The sequence below is a fragment of the Mycobacterium persicum genome (genome assembly GCF_002086915.1).
GTDB classification, from domain to species: Bacteria; Actinomycetota; Actinomycetes; order Mycobacteriales; family Mycobacteriaceae; genus Mycobacterium; species Mycobacterium persicum.
On record NZ_MWQA01000001.1, the window covers coordinates 4,682,565 to 4,703,934 of the forward strand.

Sequence of the window (21,370 nt, forward strand, 5' to 3'; positions counted from 1 at the left end):
CCACTCGGCGAAGCGCACGACCGCCGCCGGTTTCCCCGCTCGACCGCGTATCAGACCACGGCCGTATCGGGCTCGGCGAAGCCGGGAATCAGCTCCTCGGTCAGTGACTTGATCGGCACATGCGCATCCAGCTGGCAGAGGATCGCGGCCACCGAGGCAATGACCCGCATCGGAATCGCCAGCTTGGCCGGCAGGTCCATTTGCCGCGCCACCTTGATCTGCGCCACCGATCGGTCGAACTGACTCACGGTCATCCGCTGCAGCCACTTGCGGGTGTAGTGGAAGACGTCGACTTCGATGGGTTCGACGTACTGGCGCAGCATCTCGTCGATCTCCCGGACCGAGACCTGCTGGCCCTGCTGGATGAAGCCGGCCTTCTCCATGGTCGGCAACAGCAGGTCGTAATTCTTGTCGCGGGCCAGCCGGATCGTCATTCCCAGCTCGACGGGGTAGCCGCCGGGTAGTGGTGCCACGGCGCCGAAGTCGATGACGCCCATTCGGCCGTCCGGCAGCAGCATGAAGTTCCCGGGGTGGGCGTCACCGTGCAGCATCCCGAGCCGGCGTGGGGCGTCGAAGGTGAGCTCTATCAGGCGGGTCCCGATCAGGTCGCGCTGTTCTTGGTTGCCGTTTCGGATGATCGCCGACATGGGCACGCCGTCGATCCATTCCTGGATCACCACCTTGGGTGCGCTGGCCACCACCCGCGGCACCGCGAAGTGTGGGTGGTCGTGGTACGCCTTGGCAAAGGCCCGCTGGTTGTCGGCCTCCAACCGGTAGTCGAGCTCCATCTCGGTGCGTTCGATCAGTTCGTCGACGACACCTTGAACATCGGCGCCCGGCGAGAGCTGTTTGAGCACGCCGACCATGCGTTGCATGGTCTTCAGGTCGGCCCGCAGGGCCTCGTCGGCACCCGGGTACTGAATCTTGACGGCCACTTCGCGGCCGTCGGACCACACCGCCTTGTGCACTTGGCCGATGCTGGCCGAGGCAACCGGGGTGTCATCGAACGAACTGAACCGTTCACGCCACTTCGTGCCCAGCTGTGCGTCGAGCACCCGGTGGACCTTGGCCGCGGGCAGCGGCGGGGCATCCTTCTGCAGCTTGGTCAGCGCATCGCGATAGGGCTCGCCGAACTGCTCGGGGATGGCTGCTTCCATCACCGACAACGCCTGGCCGACTTTCATCGCCCCGCCTTTGAGCTCGCCCAGGACGGTGAACAACTGGTTGGCGGCCTTCTCCATCAGCTCGGCGTTGACCTCGTCTTTCGACTTGCCGGTCAGCCGTTTGCCGAAGCCAAGCGCCGCCCGGCCGGCCATGCCGACCGGAATGCTGGCCAGCTTGGCGTTTCGCGCGGCGCGGCCGCGTTTGATGTCTGACACATACCCATCATCCATGACGGTTGCGCCAACCGGGTATTGATCCGGTATCAACCGGCCGCGCGGGTGCGGCGCGCCCGGGCCGCTGAGCACCGGACCGACGGCGCCCATCTCGCCTTCGGCTCGCCGGATGGCGGGTGCATTTTCGGATCGCCGCCGGCACAGCGCCTATGTAGTCTCTTGCAGGTCGCAACGGTGTGACGCATCGATCCCCACATCCGGAGGGTGGACCGCCAAAGCCATGTCAGCAAAGCAAACCCAGCACGACACCGCCGATGCCTTATTTAGGGCGATTATCGAAACGCTAGACAAGCACCGCAAAGACGGCACCCTGACCGAAGGCGTGCTGGACGACTTGGCCAGAGCCTATGCGGCGGTGTCTACGAACGTCCCGGAGCAGGGCCGTCTCGGTTAGACCCCGTCACGCCACCGTCAGCACGAGCACAACGGATGCCGGGTCCATTGGCGCGCCACAATGGAGCCGGCGTTGAGGTCGAACTCCAGCGTGGCGTTGAGAGCCGACGGCGGATCGTGGTCGGCTTGTTCACCGCCCACCGCGGCGATCACCCGGTTGACCTGGCTGAGGGCCAGTGCGGCCGTCGCCAGCAACGTCGCTCGGTCAGCCACTCCGACGGTGCCGCGCAGCTGTGCAGCGATTGCCGGCCAGGCGCAGTCCACGTCGCTGCGGTGCAGATCGGCGCAGCGTAGGCAGCTCGTCACGCCCGGGATAACCAGCGGTCCTACCAGGCCGGTGCCGTCACGAACCCGAACGAGCAGGTGCGCAATGCCCTCGTTGTGCATATCGCGCACCAAACGTGGATCGGCTACCAGATAGTCGGACAACACCACCAAATCCACCGTGCCGCTGCTGACCGCGGCATGCGGTTGGCTGCTCTGCCCGACCCGGGCCCCCGAGCAGCGCAGCGCCTGCATCAGCAGGTCCGACAACGGTCCGCGCCCGTGGATCCGGATCGACGCCGCGCGGCCCGGGCAGCCTCGATGCCCGTGGGTGGCGACGCCGGCGCTGACCAATTGCCTGACGAGGTTCACCACCCCCTCGCCGTCCACCAATCCCTGGCTGACGGCTTGGCGCTGCAGCTCGGTGATCGGTGTCGGCGAGCGCATGGACCGCAATAGCGCGGCCACCGCCGAGGCGCTCAGGCCGCCGGGTGGATGCACCAGCACGGCCCGGCGCGGATCCCAGCCCACCTGCACGGCGCCGTCGGGCCGCAGGAGCACCGGCATCGCCGGATCAAGCGAATACAAGGTGGGAACTGCCTGCGGCATGACCAGAAACTGTGCCACGCCGGGCTCGGCTAGCGGCTCAGTTATCCACAGGGCCGGGGCCGGAGTCTTCCGGGCCGCCGGTCTCACGGTCGAGTTCGGCGATTGCCTCGTCGATGCCGCTGGTGTCACCGCCGATGACCTGGTCGATGAACGCGGCCGGGTCGTCCAGATCGTCGGCCGCGGGCAGCAGGTCGGGATGCTGCCACAGCGCGTCCCGGGCGTCCACGCCGGCGGCCTGGGTCAGGCGCTCCCACAGCGCGCCGGCCTCCCGCAGTTTGCGCGGCCGTAGCTCCAGCCCGACCAGGGTCGCGAACGTCTGTTCGGCGGGACCGCCGCTGGCCCGGCGCCGGCGCAGCGTCTCGCTGAGTGCGGCGGTGCCCGGAATACGCTCGCCGAGCGCATCGGTCACCACGGTTTGAACCCAGCCCTCGATCAGGGCGAGCAGCGTCTCGAGCCGCTCGAGCGCCTGGATCTGGGTCGGTGTCGCCTTGGGCTCGAATACTCCCTCGCTGAGCAACCGCTCCATGGCGGCGGGATCGGTCAGCGTGGCCGGATTGAAGTCGCGGGCCAGCTCCTCGATTCCGGTCATGTCGATCTTCATGCCCTTGGCGTACGCCTCGACAGCGCCCAGCAGCTGCCCGGCCAGCCAGGGAACGTGGCCGAAGAGGCGATGATGGGCGGCCTCACGGGCGGCCAGGAAGGTCAGGATCGCGCTGCGCGGCTGCTCCAGGCCGGACGAAAAGTCCTCGACGGCGGCGGGCAGGATTGCGGCCACACCCTTAGGTCCCAGCGGCAGGCCGATGTCGGTCGATGTCAGCACCTCCTGCGACAACCGGCCGAGCGCCTGACCCAGCTGCGAACCGAATGCTATGCCGCCCATCTGCGACATCACCGTGAGCAGCGGGCCGGCCATGCTCTTGGCCTCCTCCGGCAGCGACGACGCCCAGACCGTCGAGATCTGCTCGGCCATCGGATCGCACAGTCGCTTCCAGACGTCCAAGGTGTTGTCGACCCAGTCGGTGGGGCTCCAGCCCACCGCCCTGGTGGTGCCGGCGGGCAATGAGGTGGCCCCGTCCAGCCAGGTCTCCGCCAGGTGCACCGCGTCGGCGATCGCGGAGTTGGTCGCTTCCGGGATGGGCGCCGTGAAACCGACCGAGCTGGCTGCCACTTGGCGGGCCAGGGCGTAGTTGACCGGTCCGGAACTCTGACCCGCGGTCATCGCGCTGCCGACACCGCCGAACATCTCGCCCAACCGGGTGAAGATCTGACCCAGGTCGGCCATGGCGGAATCCCCGCTAAAACCGAACGGGCCCAGCGGGTTAGCGCCCGAGCCGGGGTCGGGTTCGTTCTTCCCGCGTTTGTCGCGGTCGGGGTCGTCTCCGGAGGAGAAACCGAAAGGCAGGTCAGCCATACGGTCAACGGTACCCATCAGGGCAGAAGAAAGCGCCATCCGCCGTCACGCTCGCAGCTGAACCGGCCTCGGCGGCCCCGTCTAGTCTATGCGGCGTGAACAGGCGGATTTTGACGTTGATGGTCGCGCTGGTGCCCATCGTGGTGTTCGGCGTATTGCTCGCGGTCGTGACGGTGCCATTCGTGTCGCTGGGACCCGGGCCCACATTCGACACCCTCGGCGAAGTCGACGGCAAACAGGTCGTCGACATCGAAGGCACCCAAACACATCCGACGTCTGGTCATCTGAACATGACGACGGTGTCCCAGCGCGACGGTCTGAGTCTGGGCGAGGCCATAACACTGTGGCTCTCCGGGCAAGAACAGCTGGTGCCCCGCGATCTTGTCTACCCGCCGGGCAAGTCGCGGGAGGAGGTCGACAAGGCCAACAACGCCGATTTCAAGAACTCCGAAGACAGCGCCGAGTACGCGGCCCTGGGTTATCTGAAGTATCCGGAAGCGGTAACCGTCGCCTCGGTCAACGATCCCGGACCGTCGGCGGGCAAGCTGAAAGCCGGTGACGCTATCGACGCGGTCAACGGCACGCCGGTGGCCAATGTCGAGCAGTTCACCGGATTGCTGAAGAACACCAAGCCCGGCCAGTCGGTGACCATCGACTTCCGTCGCAAGAACGAGCCGGCCGGTGTCGCGCAGATCACGCTCGGCACCAACAAGGACCGCGACTACGGATTCATGGGGGTGGCGGTGCTGGACGCGCCGTGGGCGCCGTTCGTGGTGGATTTCAACCTCGCCAATGTGGGCGGCCCGTCGGCCGGGTTGATGTTCAGTCTTGCGGTGATCGACAAACTCACCACCGGTGACCTGGTTGGGTCGACCTTCGTCGCGGGTACGGGCACCATCGGCATTGACGGCAAGGTCGGCGCTATCGGGGGGATCACGCACAAGATGGCCGCCGCGCGTGCCGCCGGCGCCACGGTGTTTCTGGTGCCGGCGAAAAACTGCTACGAGGCGGCCTCCGACATCCCGCCTGGTCTGCGGCTGGTGAAGGTCGAGACGCTCGGCCAGGCGGTGGACGCGTTGCATGCGATGACTGCCGGAGCCGCGACGCCGAGTTGCTAATGCTCTGAGATGCGTACAGTTGTGACCGACTGGACAAATCTGCGGCAGCAGCCAATACCGAGCAGGGAGCGTAGCTAGTGGGGATGCGGCCGTCCGCACGTATGCCGAAGCTGACTCGGCGTAGCCGGATTCTGATCTTGATCGCGTTGGGTGTCATCGCGGTGCTGCTCGCCGGGCCACGCCTGATCGACGCGTACGTCGATTGGCTGTGGTTCGGCGAACTGGGCTACCGGTCGGTGTTCACCACCGTGCTGGTCACCCGAATCGTGGTGTTTCTGGTGGGTGGACTGTTGGTCGGCGGCATCGTCTTTGCCGGGCTGGCGTTGGCCTACCGCACCCGGCCGGTCTTCGTGCCGAGCAACGACAATGACCCGGTGGCGCGTTATCGGGCCCTCGTGCTCGCTCGGCTGCGGCTGGTGGGCATCGGCGTGCCGGCGGCGATCGGACTGCTGGCCGGCGTCGTCGCGCAGGGCTACTGGGTTCGGATCCAGTTGTTCTTGCATGGCGGTGATTTCGGCGTCAGGGACCCGCAGTTCGGGAAGGACCTAGGCTTCTACGCCTTCGAATTGCCGTTCTACCGGCTGGTACTCAGCTATCTGTTCGTAGCCGTGTTCCTGGCGCTCGTGGTAAACCTGGTGGCGCACTACATCTTTGGCGGCATACGGCTTTCCGGTCGCACGGGCGCTCTGAGCCGCTCGGCGCGTATCCAACTGGTCAGCCTGGTCGGGATGCTGGTGCTGCTCAAGGCCGTCGCCTATTGGTTGGATCGCTACGAGCTGCTATCACACAGCCGTGGCGGTAAGCCGTTCACCGGTGCCGGCTACACCGATATCAACGCGGTCCTGCCGGCGAAGCTGATCCTGATGGCGATCGCGTTGATCTGCGCGGCGGCGGTGTTCTCCGCAATCACCCTGCGGGACTTGCGGATTCCGGCTATCGGTTTGGCCCTGTTGCTGCTGTCGTCGCTGATCGTCGGTGCCGCCTGGCCGATGATCGTCGAGCAGATCAGCGTCAAACCCAACGCCGCGCAGAAGGAAAGCGAATACATCAGCCGCAGCATAGCCGCGACCCGGCAAGCCTATGGTCTGACGTCGGACGTGGTGACTTATCGCAACTACACCGGCGAGGGTCAGGCGACTGCGCAGCAGGTCGCCGCCGACCGCGCCACGACTTCGAACATCCGGTTGCTCGACCCCACGATCGTCAGCCCGGCGTTCACACAGTTCCAGCAGGGCAAGAACTTCTACTACTTCCCCGACCAGCTGTCGATCGACCGCTACGTCGACCGCAACGGAAACCTGCGTGACTACGTCGTGGCGGCGCGGGAACTCAACCCCGACCGGCTGATCGACAACCAGCGCGACTGGATCAACCGGCACACGGTATACACGCACGGCAACGGATTCATCGCGTCGCCGGCCAACACCGTGCGCGGGATCGCCAACGACCCGAACCAGAACGGCGGTTACCCGGAGTTCCTGGTCAACGTCGTCGGCGCCAACGGAACCGTGGTGTCCGACGGCCCGGCACAGTTGGACCAGCCGCGGATCTACTTCGGACCGGTCATCTCCAACACGTCCGCCGACTATGCGATTGTCGGAAAGACCGGCGCAGACCGGGAATACGACTATGAAACCAGCACCGAAACCAAGAACTACACCTACACCGGCAGCGGCGGCGTCCCGGTCGGCAGCTGGATTTCCCGCACCGTATTCGCCGCGAAGTTCGCCGAGCGGAACTTCTTGTTCTCCAATGTGATCGGTTCCAACAGCAAGATCTTGTTCAACCGGGATCCGGCGCAGCGGGTGGAGGCGGTGGCGCCGTGGCTCACCACCGACAGCGCGGTGTACCCGGCGATCGTCAACAAGCGGCTGGTGTGGATCATCGACGGCTACACCACCCTGGACAACTATCCCTACTCCGAGCTGACGTCGTTGTCGTCGGCGACCGCCGATTCCACCGAGGTGGCGTTCAACCGGCTGGCCCCCGACAAGAAAGTCTCCTACATCCGCAACTCGGTGAAGGCCACCGTCGATGCCTACGACGGCACCGTGACGCTGTATCAGCAAGATGAACGGGACCCGGTGCTGCGGGCGTGGATGCAGGTCTTCCCCGGTACGGTCAAGCCCAAGAGCGACATCACGCCCGAGCTCGCCGAGCATCTGCGTTACCCCGAAGACCTATTCAAGGTGCAACGGATGCTGCTGGCCAAATACCACGTCAACGACCCGGTGACGTTCTTTTCCACCTCGGATTTCTGGGACGTGCCGCTGGACCCGAACCCGACCGCCAGCAGCTATCAGCCGCCGTACTACATCGTTGCGAAAAACATTGCCAAGGACGATAATTCGGCTGCATACCAGTTGATCAGCGCGATGAACAGGTTCAAGCGCGACTACCTGGCCGCTTACATCAGCGCCAGCTCCGACCCCGCGACATACGGCAAGATCACGGTGCTGACCATCCCGGGACAGGTCAACGGTCCCAAGCTGGCCAACAACGCGATCACCACCGACCCCGCGGTATCGCAGGACCTCGGCGTGATCGGGCGCGATAACCAGAATCGGATCCGCTGGGGCAACTTGCTCACCTTGCCGGTGGCTCAGGGTGGGCTGCTGTACGTCGAACCGGTATATGCCTCCCCGGGCGCCAGCGACGCCGCCTCGTCCTACCCGCGGTTGATCCGGGTGGCGATGATGTACAACGACAAGGTCGGATACGGCCCCACCGTGCGCGATGCGCTCAACGGGTTGTTCGGGCCAGGGGCCGGTGACGCGGCGGCCGGAATACAACCGACCGAGGCCGGCGTGCCGCCGAACCCGCCCGCCAACCCGCCGCCGCCCGCCACCGGACCGGGAACCCCGCCGCCGACGGCCGTGGTGCCACCGCCCCCGGACGGGACTGCCACCTTGTCGCCGGCCAAAGCGGCTGCGCTACAAGAGATTCAGGCTGCGATCGGCGCGGCGCGAGACGCGCAGAAGAAGGGCGATTTCGCCGCCTACGGGTCAGCGCTGCAGCGGCTCGACGAGGCCATCACCAAGTTCAACAACGCCAAGTAGGCGGGTGGTGCCGGGTAGCGGCGATCACTGCCCCTTGACGTTCATGATCTGTCGCAGCGACGTCACGATGTCGACGAGCGGCTCGGCATCGACCATGACGCGGTCGATGTCCTTGTAGGCCTGCGGGATCTCATCGATCCACTCTTTGCCGTGGCGGTATTCAATGCCGACCATCGCGGCGGCCAGATCCTGTTCGGTGAACAGTTGCTTGGCCTTGGTCCGGCTGAACCGGCGACCGGCCCCATGCGGGGCCGACCAGAGGCCGTCGTGGTTTCCCTTGCCGCGCACGATGTAGGAGCGAGTGCCCATCGAGCCGGGAATGATCCCCAATTTACCTTCGGTTGCGTCGATTGCGCCCTTGCGGGTGAGCCAGACGCTTTCGCCGCCGATCTTCGTCGCGACGGTGTAGTTGTGGTGGCAGTTGATGCGTTGGGACTCCACGCGTTGCGGCTGCACACCCAGCCACGAGGCGAAGACGTGGATGAAGCGATCCATCATCTCCGCCCGGTTGAGATAGGCGAAGCGCTGTGCCCACTCCAAATCCTTGAGGTAGCGGTCGAATTCGGCCGTTCCCTCTGTGAAGAACGCCAGATCGCGGTTGGGCAGCCTGATACCGGGGTCAGCCGAGCAGCGTTGCAAGGCGATCTTGATGTGCCGCTGTGCGATCTTGTTGCCTACGCCGCGTGAGCCGCTGTGCAGGAACAGCCAGACGTTGTCCTCGGTGTCGACACAGAGTTCGATGAAGTGGTTGCCACCGCCGAGAGATCCCAACTGCTCCATCCACTTTGGGCTATGGGATAGGTCGACGTCGAGATCCTGCTGTAGCTGCAGGAGCTCGTTGTGCTTCTTGGCGGTGAACGGGAACCGTTGCAGGCTCTTGTTGTAGTTCCCCGGTGACAGCGGAATCGCGTCTTCTACTAGGCGCCGCAGCGCGGGTAACTGTGCGGCGTACTCGCCGCCGAACCGGTCTGACAGATCCCGCTCGGTGAACCGCGTTGTGGCCGCGACCATGCCGCAGCCGATGTCCACCCCGACGGCCGCGGGAATCACGGCGCCCTTGGTGGGTATCACGGTGCCGACGGCCGAGCCTTTGCCCAGGTGGGCGTCGGGCATGAGGGAGACGTGCGGGTGGACGAACGCCATCGATGCGGTGAGTTTTGCTTGCTCGACGGTGTCGCCGGCGATTTCGCTGGCGAAGTTGAGTAGCTTCGGCCCGAGGCGTTGCGGCATGGTGAACTCCTTCGGACGCGATTATAGTTGGCCAGCACGAGCGTGGGGCGGCACCGATTGGGTGTGGATCATGTTGCAGCTCTTGGTTGTTCGTTGCCGGGCCACTACCTGCTGCGGAGTTAACTCGTAGCGGCCAAGCCTGGGATGCTATCCGGCCGAAGCCCTCGGCCGCAAAGCAATTTACGCTGGTCACTGACGGCCGGTGGTGGCCGACGGAACGAGGTCGGCGGTTCCGCTGCGTGTTGTAGCTGTGGGAATTGCCGGCGAGCCAGATGCAGGCGCGCCTTGCGGTTGGATGCCGGTCGACGCACGGTGAAATTGACTGACGGGTTCGCCCGATGGGCGAGCGGAAGCGCCGTGCCGAGGCAAGCGCTGCCGGGATTTCGGGGTGAATCCCGGGGGCTGCTTCAGTGCGGGGTCGACTCCTTACGGTCGGTCAGGGCGACATGGGTGTGTCGTGTTTCAGGCTGCTACTGCGCTGTTGACCGCGCGATTTGGTCAGGTTCACAGATGTTCGGTAACCTGGCATTCACCAACGCGGGGTGGAGCAGCTCGGTAGCTCGCTGGGCTCATAACCCAGAGGTCGCAGGTTCGAATCCTGTCCCCGCTACCAGCGGAGATGGCCCTCAGGCGCAAGCCGGAGGGCCATTTTCATGCGGGTTGGCAACGCTTTGGGGAACATTCGCAACGCTAATGACGCGTTGGGAACGGCATCGGGCCACAGCGGCGAGCATCCGGTTTGGGAGCGGTGGTGCCCCCAGTTGTTCGCGCCCGCTGAGAAATGTGCCCTCAGCGTCCGACGGGCCAGTGCTCGATCGTGATGTCGTCCATGGGAAAGTCGGCGGGGTTGCCTGTCGCCAAGCGCGCATTGATGCCGGCGGTCGCCGCGGCGATCAGGCAGTCGGCCTGGTGAAGGGTGATCCCGCGTTCGGCGAACTGGCGGCGCCAGCTTCCAGCGCGAATTCCTTCGGTCGGGCCCAACGGTGCACACCGTAGGCCGCGCACCAGTCGTTGCGCTACGGCATCTTCGCCCGGAAGCAGTCCGCGCCAAATCTCCTCGATCGAAATCGCACAGGTCCACGGCTCGTCACCTTGTCGGCGCAGAGCGCGCAGTCGCTCGCCCGCCGGGCGGCCGCGCAGAGCGTCGATGAGAACGGTCGAGTCGAGCAGGATCCTCCCCACGTCAGCCGACGCGACGCTGGTCGGAGCGTTGTCTGCGGACCCATTCGCCGGGATCGTCATCCCATTCGTGGCCCTCGTCGGGGATGGCCCCAAGCGCTGCCTCGATATCGTCCCATCGCCGCTCGTCGTCGAGGCCGCGGCGAATCAACTCTGCGATGAATGCGCTGCGTCTCCGGCTTCCGGCCCGCCGGTCGAGTTCGGCAACGAGCTCGTCATCGACGGTAATGTGCAGTCGCATGTGCTGACTATAGCCCACTAACGTGGTAGCACTTTGCCGCACTCGTGCGTCAGTGGGCAGCACCGGCCGTAGCGCTTTACCGCGAAGCGGATCGGCCGCGAGTTCGACGCCGCATCATCGGGGTTGAGGGCCACGGCGGCCGGGCCGACTCGGCCGTGCCGCAGCGGCGAATGCCCAACCCGTGCTTGGCGGGCCGCCCGGACTTTTTCATGGCCAAGGACAGCCGGGCCTACCCAGGGGCGATCGTCACATCACGGCCCTTCCGGAGTACCCGCCCGAACTTGTCGGCGGCCTTGCCTACGCTTCACTCGTGGAATACGCGAAGATCGATGCTTTGCGGGACCGGCACCCCGCTTGGCGACTGCTCCGCGCCGGCAATGCCACGCTGATCCTGGCGTTCCTCGGGGCGTTTTTTGTCGAGGACAACCGTGGCGCGTGCCCAGCGAGCCAGGTCGCGGCCGCGTTGGACGACCACCTGTACGCACTGAACGCCGAGATTCCCACCGAGAACGGGCAGGAACGGTTTCCGAAGGACGCTCGGTCCTACCTGGAGGATTGGTCGGCCACCGACGCCGCGTATCTGCGACGGTTTTACCCGGCCGGCGACGACGAAGTCCACTATGAGGTGACGCCGGCGTTCGAGAAGGCCTACGCGTGGGTAACAGGCCTTAAAGGCAGGGCCTTCGTGGGGACCGAGTCCAGGCTGCACACCGTCGTCGAACTGCTGCGACAGATCGTCCACGGAACCGAAGTCGAACCCGAGGTCCGGCTCGCCGAATTACGGCGCCGCCGTAACGAAATCGACGCCGAGATCGCCGCCGTGGAAGCCGGCATCGTTCAGCTACTCGACGCGACCGGAGTCCGCGACCGCTACCAGCAGCTCGCCACCACCGCGCGGGAACTGCTCTCGGACTTTCGCGAGGTCGAAGAGAACTTCCGGCTCCTCGACCGGGCGGCGCGGGAGAAGATCGCGGCGTGGGATGGGTCCAAGGGCGAACTGCTCGCCGAGCTGGTCGGAAGCCGCTCGCAGATTGCCGGCTCAGACCAGGGCCGGAGCTTCCAGGCGTTCTACGACTTCCTGCTGTCTGAGTCGCGCCAGGCCGAACTCGCCGAACTCCTGGCGAAGGTGTCCACCCTCAAGACCATCGAAGCCGACCATCGGATTCGCGGAATTCACCACGACTGGTCTGAAGCTGCCGATCGAGCGCAGCGCACCGTCCGGCAGATATCCGAACAACTGCGCCGCTTCCTCGATGACCAGGTTTGGCTGGAGAACCGGCGAGTGCTCGACTTGGTCAGAGCGGTGGAGAGCACCGCGCTCGAAATCCGCGGCGACCCACCGTCTTTCGGGCTCGAACTAGACCAGCCGGGCATCGAGATCGCGCTTCCGTTCGAGCGCCCGCTCTACCAGCCGCCGGCGGCGGTCGCGGTCGAGAGCCATATCCCGGCCGAAACCGAGGAGGTCGACACCGGTCTGCTCTTCGTCCAGACCTTCATCGACCAAGCGCGGTTGATCGAGACCATCCGCGATGTGCTGCCGGAGAACTCTTCGGCGCTGTTGTCCGACATTGTCGCGGCCCGCCCGATCGAGCAGGGTGCCGCAGAGATCGTCGGCTATCTGGCACTCAACGACGAGGACGTGATGGTCGACATGGACGACACCGACGAGACGCTGCTGGAATACTGCGACCCTGCCGACCCGGACGTCACCAAGCGGGCGAGGCTGCCGAAGGTGACGGTGCGGCGACGATGAGCAACGAGCATGCGATCGCCAGCGCCATCATCCGGCTGATGCAAGGTGTCGTCTATCGCGATTCCGACGAGGACACCTGGCTGACCTTGGAGCGCCTAGGAGCCGGCGTGCGAGACCATTTCGCCACCATCGGCGTCGACGTGGTGATCGACGACGCCGAGGGCTACGCCCATCTTCGCTCCCGGCCAGAGCAAGACGGTGATGAGGCGCTCCCGCGCCTGGTGCGCAGGCGAGCGCTGACGTACAACGTCAGCCTGCTGCTGGTGCTGCTACGCAAACGGCTCGTCGAGTTCGAGACGACCGGCGGTGAGGGCCGACTGGTTCTCGCCACCGACCAGATCGTGGAAATGCTGCGACTCTTCCAGGCCGAGTCCACCAACGACGCGCGCGTCGTAGACCAGGCCGAGACGACGATCAAGAAGGCCGCCGAACTGGGCTTCCTGCGCCAGCTACCCCGTCAACGCGACCATTGGGAGGTGCGGCGCATCCTCAAGGCCTACGTCGACGCCCAAACCCTGTCGGACTTTGCGGCCAAGCTGCGCGAATACGCCGGGGCGGTGACCAGTGATGAGTGAAACACGATCTACCACGGCCGATCTCGGAGATACCAGACGGGCCGGCTACCGGCTGCAGCACGCGGAGCTGTTGAACTGGGGCACCTTCGACAGCCACGTCTGGCGGTTCACCCCTGGCACCGATACCGCGCTGCTCACCGGTGACATCGGTTCGGGCAAGTCGACAATCGTCGACGCACTCACCACCTTGTTGGTGCCGTCCCACAAAGCCGCCTACAACAAAGCCGCGGGCGCCGAGGCCAGGGAACGCACCCTGCGCTCTTACGTTGAAGGCCACTACAAATCGGAGCGCAATGAGGCCACCGGTAAATCCCGCGCCAAGGGCCTGCGCGAGAACCGGCGAACGTACTCGGTGATCCTCGGAGTCTTCACCAACCACGGCTACGACGAAACGGTCACCCTGGCCCAGGTCTTTCAGCAGCGCGAGAGCACCGGACAGCCCTACCGTTTCATGGTCACAGCCACCAAAGAACTCTCGATCGCGACGGACTTTGCCGACTTCGGCTCCGATCTACGCGACCTGCGCAAGCGGCTGCGGGCCGCCGGAGCTGACATCTTCGACGAATTCCCCAAGTACGCAACCTCATTGCGTCGGCTGCTGGGCATCCGATCGGAGCAGGCCCTGGAGCTGTTCCACCAGACCGTCTCGCTGAAGTCTGTGGGCAACCTCAACGATTTCGTGCGCGACCATATGCTGGAACCTAGCGACGCCAGTCCGCGCGTCTGTGACATTATTGGCCACTTCGAAGACCTGACCAGGGCACACGATGCCGTCAAGCGGGCGCGGGAGCAACTGGAAGCGCTCGAACCCGTCGTGTCGACGGCGGCGAAGTACGACGATGCCCTCGCCGAGCGCGATGACCTGGAGCGCCAGCGATCCGCCGTGCGCCTCTTCATCGCAGAGTTTCGGTCGAATCTGCTGGCCGGCGAGATCGCGCAGCTGGAAACCGACGGCGCCGCTCTGTGGCAGGAGCAGGACACCGCCAAAGCCAGGCAGCAGACGCTCACGCGCGAACGCGAATCCCTCATCGAGGAGCGCGCGAAAGCGGGCGGCGATCGCATCGGCGAGCTGGAACGCCTCGCCTGCGAGGCTCGCGACCAGGCCGAAACCCGCCGTCGCGCAAGGACTTTGTTCGACGACGCTGTCGCTAGCGCCGGACTGAAGGCGGTCGCCAGCAGCGACGAGTTCATGGCCCTATCGGTTCTGGTCGCCGCCGAGCGCCCGCGGCTGGTAGCCAAGAAGAGAGACCTCGACGCAGCCAGCGCTGAAGCGATCGGACGCGAGAAAGAGCTGCAACGCAAGTGCGGTCACATCATCGACGAACTCACCAGCCTGCAACAGCGCACCAGCAATCTGCCCGTGGAGCAGGTCGAGGTGCGCGCCGAGATGTGCGCGGCCCTCGGGCTGACGCCGGCGGATCTTCCTTACGCGGGTGAGCTTCTCGACGTCTTCGACGAGCACGCGCAGTGGCGGGGAGCTGCCGAACGCGTGTTGCGCGGGTTCGCCCTCTCGCTGCTGGTGCCGCAACAGCACTACGACGCCGTCGCCGGCTGGGTGAACGGCCGACGGCTCACCTTCCACGGCCGCGGTGGAAAAGTGGCCGGCGCCAAGCTGGTCTATGAAAGGGTTCCCCGGCAACGGGTACGCCTCCAGCCGCCGGGCCATGACGGGCTGCTACTTGCCGACTGCATCGACGTGAAGGACGGGCCGTTCCGCGAGTACCTCGTCAACGAACTCACGAAACGAGCCGACTTCCGTTGCACGGCAAGCCTAGAGCAGTTCCGCGGCCAGCGGCGGGCCGTCACCCGCGAGGGTCAGGTGCGCTCCGGTGAGCGCCACGAGAAGGACGACCGGCATCGCGTCGACGACCCTCGTCGTTGGGTTCTCGGCTGGGCCAACGAGAAAAAGGTCGCCGCGCTGCGCACCGAGCTCGCCGAGCTGGAATCCGAGCGCGAAGCGGCGGCATCCGAGCAGGCCAGGCTCAGCGGGTTACGGGAAGCGCTGCAAGAACGGCTGGATGCACTACTTCGGATCGAGGGATTCCGCTCCTGGGCCGATCTCGACGTTGACGAGGCGCAGTCGCGCGCGAACGACCATGACGCCGAACGGGTTCGGTTGCAGGCCGGCTCGTCGCGTTTGGAGGAGATTGCCCGAGCGCTTGCGGACAACGCCAAACAAGCTGATGCGGTGGCGACTTCGATCGAGCAACTCACCGGCAAGCTGGCCACCACGGCCGCGAAAGCAAATCAAGCAAAACGGGACAAGAAGCGCGACGACGAATTCGTCGGGGACCAGCCGGAGGCACAGTTGGCGGCGGCCCGCCAATCGTATCCGGCCCTCACCGAACGACTGGGCAAGAACTGCCCGGCGCGGGCAGCGGACTGCGCCGAGACCGAGAACGCTCTCTCGGCTGATCTCCATCACCGTATCGACCGACTCAACAAGGAACTTGGCGGCTACGCCCAGAGCTTGATCCAGTCGATGCTCAAGGTATTGATCCGCTGGCCCGGGCTTCGCGCGGACATGGACGCCAATGTCGATGCCCGCCAAGAGTTCCTGGCGTTCCGAGACCGTATCGCGACCGACGATCTCCCGCGCTTCGAGAGCGAATTCAAGGAACAGCTCAACAAGAACGCCATCCAGGAGTTGGCCGGGTTCAACAACTGGCTGCACCGGCAGGCCTCGGGAATCGACCAGCGCGTCGACCGCATCAACGAGGCGCTCGGCGCGGTGCCCTACAACCCGGGCCGTTTCATCCGGTTGGAGAAGGAGCCCACCACAAACCAGGACATTGCGCAATTCCGCGCAGACTTACGCAACCTGACCAATGACAGTCTCGCGGTCGACGGCGATCAATACTCCGAGCAGCGCTTCCTCGACGTCAAGCGAATCATCGAGCGCTTCCGCGGTCGTGACGGCTACGCCGAATCGGACAAGAACTGGACCCGACGGGTCACCGACGTGCGCAACTGGTTCGTCTTTTCGGCCTCCGAGCGCGACGTCGAAACCGGTGCCGAGTGGGAGCATTACAGCGACTCCGATGGCAAGTCCGGCGGCCAGAAGGAAAAGCTCGCCTACACGATCTTGGCGGCGTCGCTGGCCTATCAGTTCGGGCTCGAGTGGGGTGCCGCGCAGTCACGCGACTTCCGTTTCGCGGTCATCGACGAAGCCTTCGGGCGTGGTTCGGATGTCTCGACGCGCTACGCGCTGGACCTGTTTGCGACGCTTGGGCTGCAACTTCTCATCGTCACGCCGTTGCAGAAGGTTCACGTCATCGAGCCGTATGTGAAGGCAATCGGATTCGTCGACAATCCGACCGGAACGTTCTCCCGCCTCCAGACGATGACGATCGAGGAGTACCGGACACGACGTGACGGACGGCGGCCATGAGTGCCAGGTGGACCACACCGGATGACATTGCCACCAGGGTCAGACGCCGGTGGGACGACGGATCACTGTTACGTGCCTACGCCAACGGCGATCCGTTCGAACCGATCGAAGTGCCACTACGTGGCCCCAAACCGTCGCAGGTCGGTGACGACATCGCCGCCGCCCGCGACTGGGTGGCCGCGCTCGACGACGGCGGTCGCGACGGTCGCCGATACACCCTGCACTGGCACTCGATCGGCGGCAGGCGGATCGGCCATAACCAGCTGCCCGTCCGCGCGGTGGTGTCCTCAATCGAGCAGGCCTGTGCGTTGTTGGGTGTAGCGACGTTGGTTCGTCGTTTCGACGAGCTCCTGGCTCTCGCAGATGGATATCCGCGGGTTCGAGAGTGGGTCGTGGACCATCCGCACCACGCGCTCGGCCTAGGGTCTGAGATGTCGCAGCTGATCGCTGCCTACGTGTGGCTCGACGGTCACCGTCAATCGAATCGGTATCTGCGCGAGATCACTGCACCCGGCGTCGACACCAAGTTCGCCGAGCGGCACCGACCGGTTCTGGCGGCGATGCTTGGCGTTTCATCGACAGCCTCGGGATTCCTTGCGGGACTTGGCCTCCGGTCGAAGCCCGCACTGGTCCGACTCCGGCCCGCACCCTCGTTGGGCCTGCCGGCTGCGCTCACCGAGCTGGCGGTGCGCTCTGAGGAGTTGGCTCAGCTCAGGATTGAGCCACGGGTGGCTCTGGTCATTGAGAACGAGATCAGCTATCTAAGTGTCGACGTCCCCGAGGACGGTGTTGTGCTGTGGGGGAAGGGCTTTGATGTCGACAGCGTCGGTAGGCTGGGATGGCTGGCCGAAGCCGAGGTCTTGTACTGGGGCGACATCGACACACACGGCTTCGCCATTCTCGACCGGCTGCGGGCATGGCTCCCACAAGCCCGCTCGGTGTTGATGGACCGTGAGACGCTGGTCGCCCATCGCGACCGTTGGGTGACCGAGGACCGTCCGGCCACGTCTAGTCTCACGCGACTGACGCTTGACGAGCAGGACCTCTATTCGGATCTGGTCGCCGATGGGTTGGGTGAACGCGTGCGCCTGGAACAGGAGCGAATCGACTGGCAGCGGGTCATGCATCGGCTGTCGGCAGTCAGCCTTCATAAGGGGGTGTAGTCGACCGATGCCCGCGCGTTGTCAAGGACGTGCTGGCCGTGCCCGCCGTCATGGCGCTACGGAGGATGCGATGAGGCGCGCTACCGCCGAATCATTGCAGTCGTAGGCAAACTCGAGAATCGGGCAATTCCTGCCGGCCTCGTTCGATTACCTGCTGTAAAACGTTTCCTCGCTGCGCGTCAACAGCGTCCCTGATGCCGCTGACGCTGGGGGTACGGCGAAACACCGCTTCTCGAAGACGAATTGGTGGCCCCGCCGCCTGATGTGGTGCTGATGTTGAGTGAATCCGTGACCACAGCCGCGGTCTACGGCCAAGGAGCTGCCGACGGCGGCTCTTGGCGGCTCACTGCCGACCGATTGCTCCCTCATGGACTTGCACGCCGGCCCGTACGAAGACATTTGGACACGGGCGGGTAATGGGGGGTCGTGCGATGTGAGTTATCGGGCTTTGCTACCAGCAGATTGCTGTCGAGTTCCGTAATTCGTCGAGGAGTTGGCTCATACTTTATCGCCGGGAGACCACCGACGACTGGACGGGGTGCTGTGGCCCAGCGCACACACGTCAGCAGCATGTTCGGGTGAACCGTCCCCAGGGACGATACTGTGGTCGGCCTTCCGGCGGAGACTACAATGGCTAGTTTTCACGCGCCGTTGACAATCGTGACAGCGCCAGTGCGGGCACGCTCAGATGCGCTTTAGTACGGCAGTCGGTAGTCGTGTTGTCGCCGGCTCGGCAAAGGTGCCATGCTTGCAAAGCAACACCGATTCATAGAATGGGCCGTGTATGCAGCTGCGCTACATAAGTAGCCCAGCGCTGATCGCCGAAGCCGGCGGTGACCCCTGGGCGATCAACCACAGTCTGCAAGTTGGTCGCCCGTCGCAGATTTCTGATCTGGCGGAGGCGTTTCATGCTGCCGGTCGCTGCACCGATGAGGCTGACGCGGCATTCGAGGAGGCGCGTCGTCGGTTTGAGGCGGCATGGAATCGCGAGGATGGCATTCACCCGATTAATGACTCCGCCGAGGTGCAGCGGGTGACCAAGGCGCTGGGTGCGCAGTCCCTGCAATTGCCCAAGATCGGGGTGGACCTAGAAAACATCGCGGCCGCGTTGGCCCAGGCACAGCGAACCGGCACACTGCTGATCTCGACCTTGGAGGCTCAACTACAGGAACTCGACAATGAAATCGGCCGGGCCCTGGAAGCGGAGAAGGACATCCACCTGACCGCGGGTGAGAGAAAGCTGTTGGATCTCCACATCACCGGTCTTGAAGACGAGGCCATCGCTGACACCAAATCCGCTCTGGGCCAGGTCGAGTCGCTTCGTGATGGCTACTCACGCTACCTGGACAAGTCGCTGGACACGTTACGTGCCGATGGCTACGACCCCGACGTTCTCCAGGCCGTGGATGCAAAACCTCAGATTCCGCCACCCGGCACGAAACCGGAGGATGTCAACAAGTGGTGGACGTCCTTGACCCCCGAGGAGCGACAGCAGCTCATCGCTGAGCACCCTGATCAGATCGGCAATCTCAACGGCGTCCCGGTCCTTGCTCGCAGCGGCGCCAATCTCGCGGTGATGACAAAGGACCTCAACCGGGTACGCGACATCGCCAGCCGCTACGGCGTGCCTGTCGACGATGTGGTGCGCGATCCGACGAAGTACGGTCTGTCGGCCACCGACATCACCCGCTACCAGAACGCCGATCAGACCGAGCAGGGTCTCGACCACGACGCCGGGAATGATCCTCGCCACCCTCTCCCCACCTATCTGTTCGCGTACGACCCGCTGGCTTTCGGCGGTAAGGGTCGCGCGGCGATCGCCATCGGTAACCCGGACCTGGCGAAGAACACCGCGGTGATTGTGCCGGGCACCAGCAGCAGCGTGAGGGGTGGTTGGCTGCACGAGGGCCACAACGACGCGCTGAACCTGTTCGAGCAGGCCAACGCCGCCGACCCAAAGAACCCCACCGCGGTGATCGCGTGGATGGGCTCCGACGCTCCCAATGACTTCAACGACGTTCAACGAATTTCCACCCCGGAGCTGGCGCGAACCGGCGGTCAGGCCTTGGCGCAGGATGTCAATGGTTTGTGGGCCACCCACCTCGGCGCCGGTCAGCACGTCACCGTGTTGGGCCACTCGTATGGTTCGACCACGGTGGCTGACGCGTTCGCGTTGGGTCAGATGCACGCGAACGATGCGGTGCTGATCGGTTGCCCGGGTACCGATCTTGCCGCCAACGCCGCGAGTTTTCATCTTGACGGTGGGCATGTGTATGTGGGTGACGCCTCGACGGATCCCGTTGGGATGCTGGGGGAGCTGAATGGTCTTAGCCATTATGTGAACCGAGACAACATTGGCGGTCAGGTGCTTGGTTTAACGCCCGGCCTGGGCGCTGACCCGGCCGCCGACGGATTCGGATCGGTGCGTTTTCGCGCCGAGGTGCCCGGCTCTGACGGCATTAATCCGCATGACCATTCGTACTATTACCATCGCGGGAGCGAGGCCTTGCACAGCATGGCCGACATCGCTTCGGGTCACGGTGATGCGCTGGAATCCGACGGCATGACGGCCCAACACCGCTATCAGGTGGGCAAGGTCAACATGCCGGGTGTGGGTCCGGTCGGCGTCGGTATACCCGGCACGCCCGCCGTCATTGACCCGGAGTGGGGCCGCCCGCCAGGATCTGTTACCGATGATCATGTTTTCGATGACCAACATCACCACTGAGCGGCAATGCGTGTGGTTACGGCAAGCAATGTTTGCCGTAACCGTGGTCGCCGTTATGGTGTTAGGAGCGTGTTCGCTGGTGTTTCCCAAACCGCATTCCTCGGGCTCGTCTAATCCCTTTGATGATTCGGCTCACCCCATGACCGACGATCAGATCAAGGCCCAGGTGATCGAGCCGGCCAAACAAATCGTCACCGCCGCGAACCTGCAAGGCGTCAGCGGTGGGTTCTCGTTCGCCTCGTGCAACGACCAAGGCGATCCGCCCTATCAGGGGACAGTCACGATCACCTTCCTGATTCACGGCGAGCCGGACACCTACTTCCAGCAAGTTCGGGCCGCGATGCTCTCCCACGGCTGGAACGCCGGCCCCCCTCCGGGACAGCATCTGCACGGCACAACCCTGAATAAGAACGGCGTGACGGCGAATATCAGCTTTCTGCCGTCCGACCACAGTTACGGACAAATCATCCTTGATGGCGAGTGCCGGAACACGACCGATCATCGCCATGATCCTGGCGCCGGACTCGATATCACCAACCAACTAACTGCGCCCTGACGGCTCGGCTGCGCTGAGGACATCTCAGGACGCGTTCGCGAAGAGCTGACTTTACGTTGCGTGAGCTGGTTTGCCATGGGCGCCGGCCGGGCAGTGGTTCGGCGCGGCGAACCATTAGGCCCATCATGGCCCGTTTGCGCAGCGCTTGCGCGTTCGACCATCCAGCGGCGTGGCAGCACCTCAGAGGCGTTGCGGCCCGCTAATGCTAATCCCCAATCGTGAGCCAAGACAGGTCAAACACGCGAGTGGCCCTGCTGGCGGAGTCAGCAGCTTTGAGCGATTGCGCGTCGATAATCCGGGCGC

At 64.7% G+C, this 21,370-nt stretch carries 15 protein-coding genes and 1 tRNA gene; 10 read left to right on the forward strand and 6 right to left on the reverse strand.

Going from position 1 to position 21,370, the window contains the following annotated elements; genetic code table 11:
* Window positions 1–50 precede the first annotated feature (50 nt).
* Window positions 51–1,394 (reverse strand): macrolide-binding ATPase MABP-1, encoded by a 1,344-nt coding sequence (locus B4U45_RS21390; RefSeq protein WP_075548931.1) that lies wholly within the window; start codon window positions 1,392–1,394, stop codon window positions 51–53.
* Window positions 1,395–1,617: 223 nt separating this feature from the next.
* Between B4U45_RS21390 and B4U45_RS21395 the strand changes: the two genes are divergently transcribed.
* The gene (locus tag B4U45_RS21395) at window positions 1,618–1,791 is read left to right on the forward strand and encodes a hypothetical protein (protein ID WP_023371764.1); all 174 of its coding nucleotides are present in this window, start codon (window positions 1,618–1,620) and stop codon (window positions 1,789–1,791) included.
* 17 nt (window positions 1,792–1,808) lie between these two features.
* Here B4U45_RS21395 and B4U45_RS21400 read toward each other — a convergent pair whose 3' ends face one another.
* Window positions 1,809–2,663, reverse strand: coding sequence for a cyclodehydratase (locus B4U45_RS21400; protein WP_075548930.1), 855 nt, complete (start codon window positions 2,661–2,663; stop codon window positions 1,809–1,811).
* Between the two features lie 37 nt (window positions 2,664–2,700).
* Window positions 2,701–4,092 carry a zinc-dependent metalloprotease gene (locus B4U45_RS21405; protein WP_089025044.1) on the reverse strand — a complete coding sequence of 464 codons (1,392 nt, stop codon included), beginning with the start codon at window positions 4,090–4,092 and terminating at the stop codon, window positions 2,701–2,703.
* 77 nt (window positions 4,093–4,169) lie between these two features.
* Here B4U45_RS21405 and B4U45_RS21410 point away from each other — a divergent pair, with 77 nt between their 5' ends.
* Entirely contained in the window at window positions 4,170–5,192 is a 1,023-nt protein-coding gene (locus B4U45_RS21410; protein WP_075548907.1) for a YlbL family protein, read from the forward strand.
* A 77-nt stretch (window positions 5,193–5,269) separates the two neighbouring features.
* Window positions 5,270–8,251: a UPF0182 family protein gene (locus B4U45_RS21415; protein ID WP_075548906.1), complete on the forward strand. Its 2,982-nt coding sequence runs from the start codon at window positions 5,270–5,272 to the stop codon at window positions 8,249–8,251.
* A 24-nt stretch (window positions 8,252–8,275) separates the two neighbouring features.
* Here the strand turns inward: B4U45_RS21415 and B4U45_RS21420 are convergent, their stop codons facing one another.
* Window positions 8,276–9,481: an RtcB family protein gene (locus B4U45_RS21420; protein WP_075548905.1), complete on the reverse strand. Its 1,206-nt coding sequence runs from the start codon at window positions 9,479–9,481 to the stop codon at window positions 8,276–8,278.
* Window positions 9,482–10,017: 536 nt separating this feature from the next.
* Here B4U45_RS21420 and B4U45_RS21425 point away from each other — a divergent pair.
* A tRNA-Met gene (locus tag B4U45_RS21425) sits at window positions 10,018–10,094 on the forward strand.
* 176 nt (window positions 10,095–10,270) lie between these two features.
* On the opposite strand, the gene B4U45_RS21430 is transcribed toward B4U45_RS21425, so the two are convergent.
* Together B4U45_RS21430 and B4U45_RS21435 are read right to left on the reverse strand one after the other, a co-directional pair.
* Window positions 10,271–10,663 (reverse strand): PIN domain-containing protein, encoded by a 393-nt coding sequence (locus B4U45_RS21430; protein WP_075548904.1) that lies wholly within the window; start codon window positions 10,661–10,663, stop codon window positions 10,271–10,273.
* 1 nt (window position 10,664) lies between these two features.
* The gene (locus B4U45_RS21435) at window positions 10,665–10,901 is read right to left on the reverse strand and encodes a hypothetical protein (RefSeq protein ID WP_082275593.1); all 237 of its coding nucleotides are present in this window, start codon (window positions 10,899–10,901) and stop codon (window positions 10,665–10,667) included.
* A 310-nt stretch (window positions 10,902–11,211) separates the two neighbouring features.
* Between B4U45_RS21435 and B4U45_RS21440 the strand changes: the two genes are divergently transcribed.
* The 6 genes from B4U45_RS21440 to B4U45_RS21465 all read left to right on the forward strand — a co-directional run bounded on the left by B4U45_RS21440 (window position 11,212) and on the right by B4U45_RS21465 (window position 21,067).
* Complete coding sequence (locus B4U45_RS21440; protein WP_075548902.1) at window positions 11,212–12,654, forward strand: DUF3375 domain-containing protein; 1,443 nt, start codon at window positions 11,212–11,214, stop codon at window positions 12,652–12,654.
* Window positions 12,651–13,229, forward strand: a complete 579-nt coding sequence (locus tag B4U45_RS21445) for a DUF4194 domain-containing protein (protein WP_075548901.1) — start codon at window positions 12,651–12,653, stop codon at window positions 13,227–13,229. Before B4U45_RS21440 ends, B4U45_RS21445 begins: the two co-directional genes overlap by 4 nt.
* The gene (locus tag B4U45_RS21450; RefSeq protein WP_075548900.1) at window positions 13,222–16,620 is read left to right on the forward strand and encodes an ATP-binding protein; all 3,399 of its coding nucleotides are present in this window, start codon (window positions 13,222–13,224) and stop codon (window positions 16,618–16,620) included. The genes B4U45_RS21445 and B4U45_RS21450 overlap by 8 nt, the downstream gene beginning before the upstream one ends.
* Window positions 16,617–17,783, forward strand: a complete 1,167-nt coding sequence (locus B4U45_RS21455) for a Wadjet anti-phage system protein JetD domain-containing protein (RefSeq protein WP_075548899.1) — start codon at window positions 16,617–16,619, stop codon at window positions 17,781–17,783. Before B4U45_RS21450 ends, B4U45_RS21455 begins: the two co-directional genes overlap by 4 nt.
* Window positions 17,784–18,567: 784 nt before the next feature.
* Entirely contained in the window at window positions 18,568–20,511 is a 1,944-nt protein-coding gene (locus tag B4U45_RS21460; RefSeq protein WP_075548898.1) for a putative alpha/beta hydrolase, read from the forward strand.
* Complete coding sequence (locus B4U45_RS21465) at window positions 20,492–21,067, forward strand: hypothetical protein (protein ID WP_075548929.1); 576 nt, start codon at window positions 20,492–20,494, stop codon at window positions 21,065–21,067. The genes B4U45_RS21460 and B4U45_RS21465 overlap by 20 nt, the downstream gene beginning before the upstream one ends.
* Window positions 21,068–21,370: the final 303 nt, after the last annotated feature.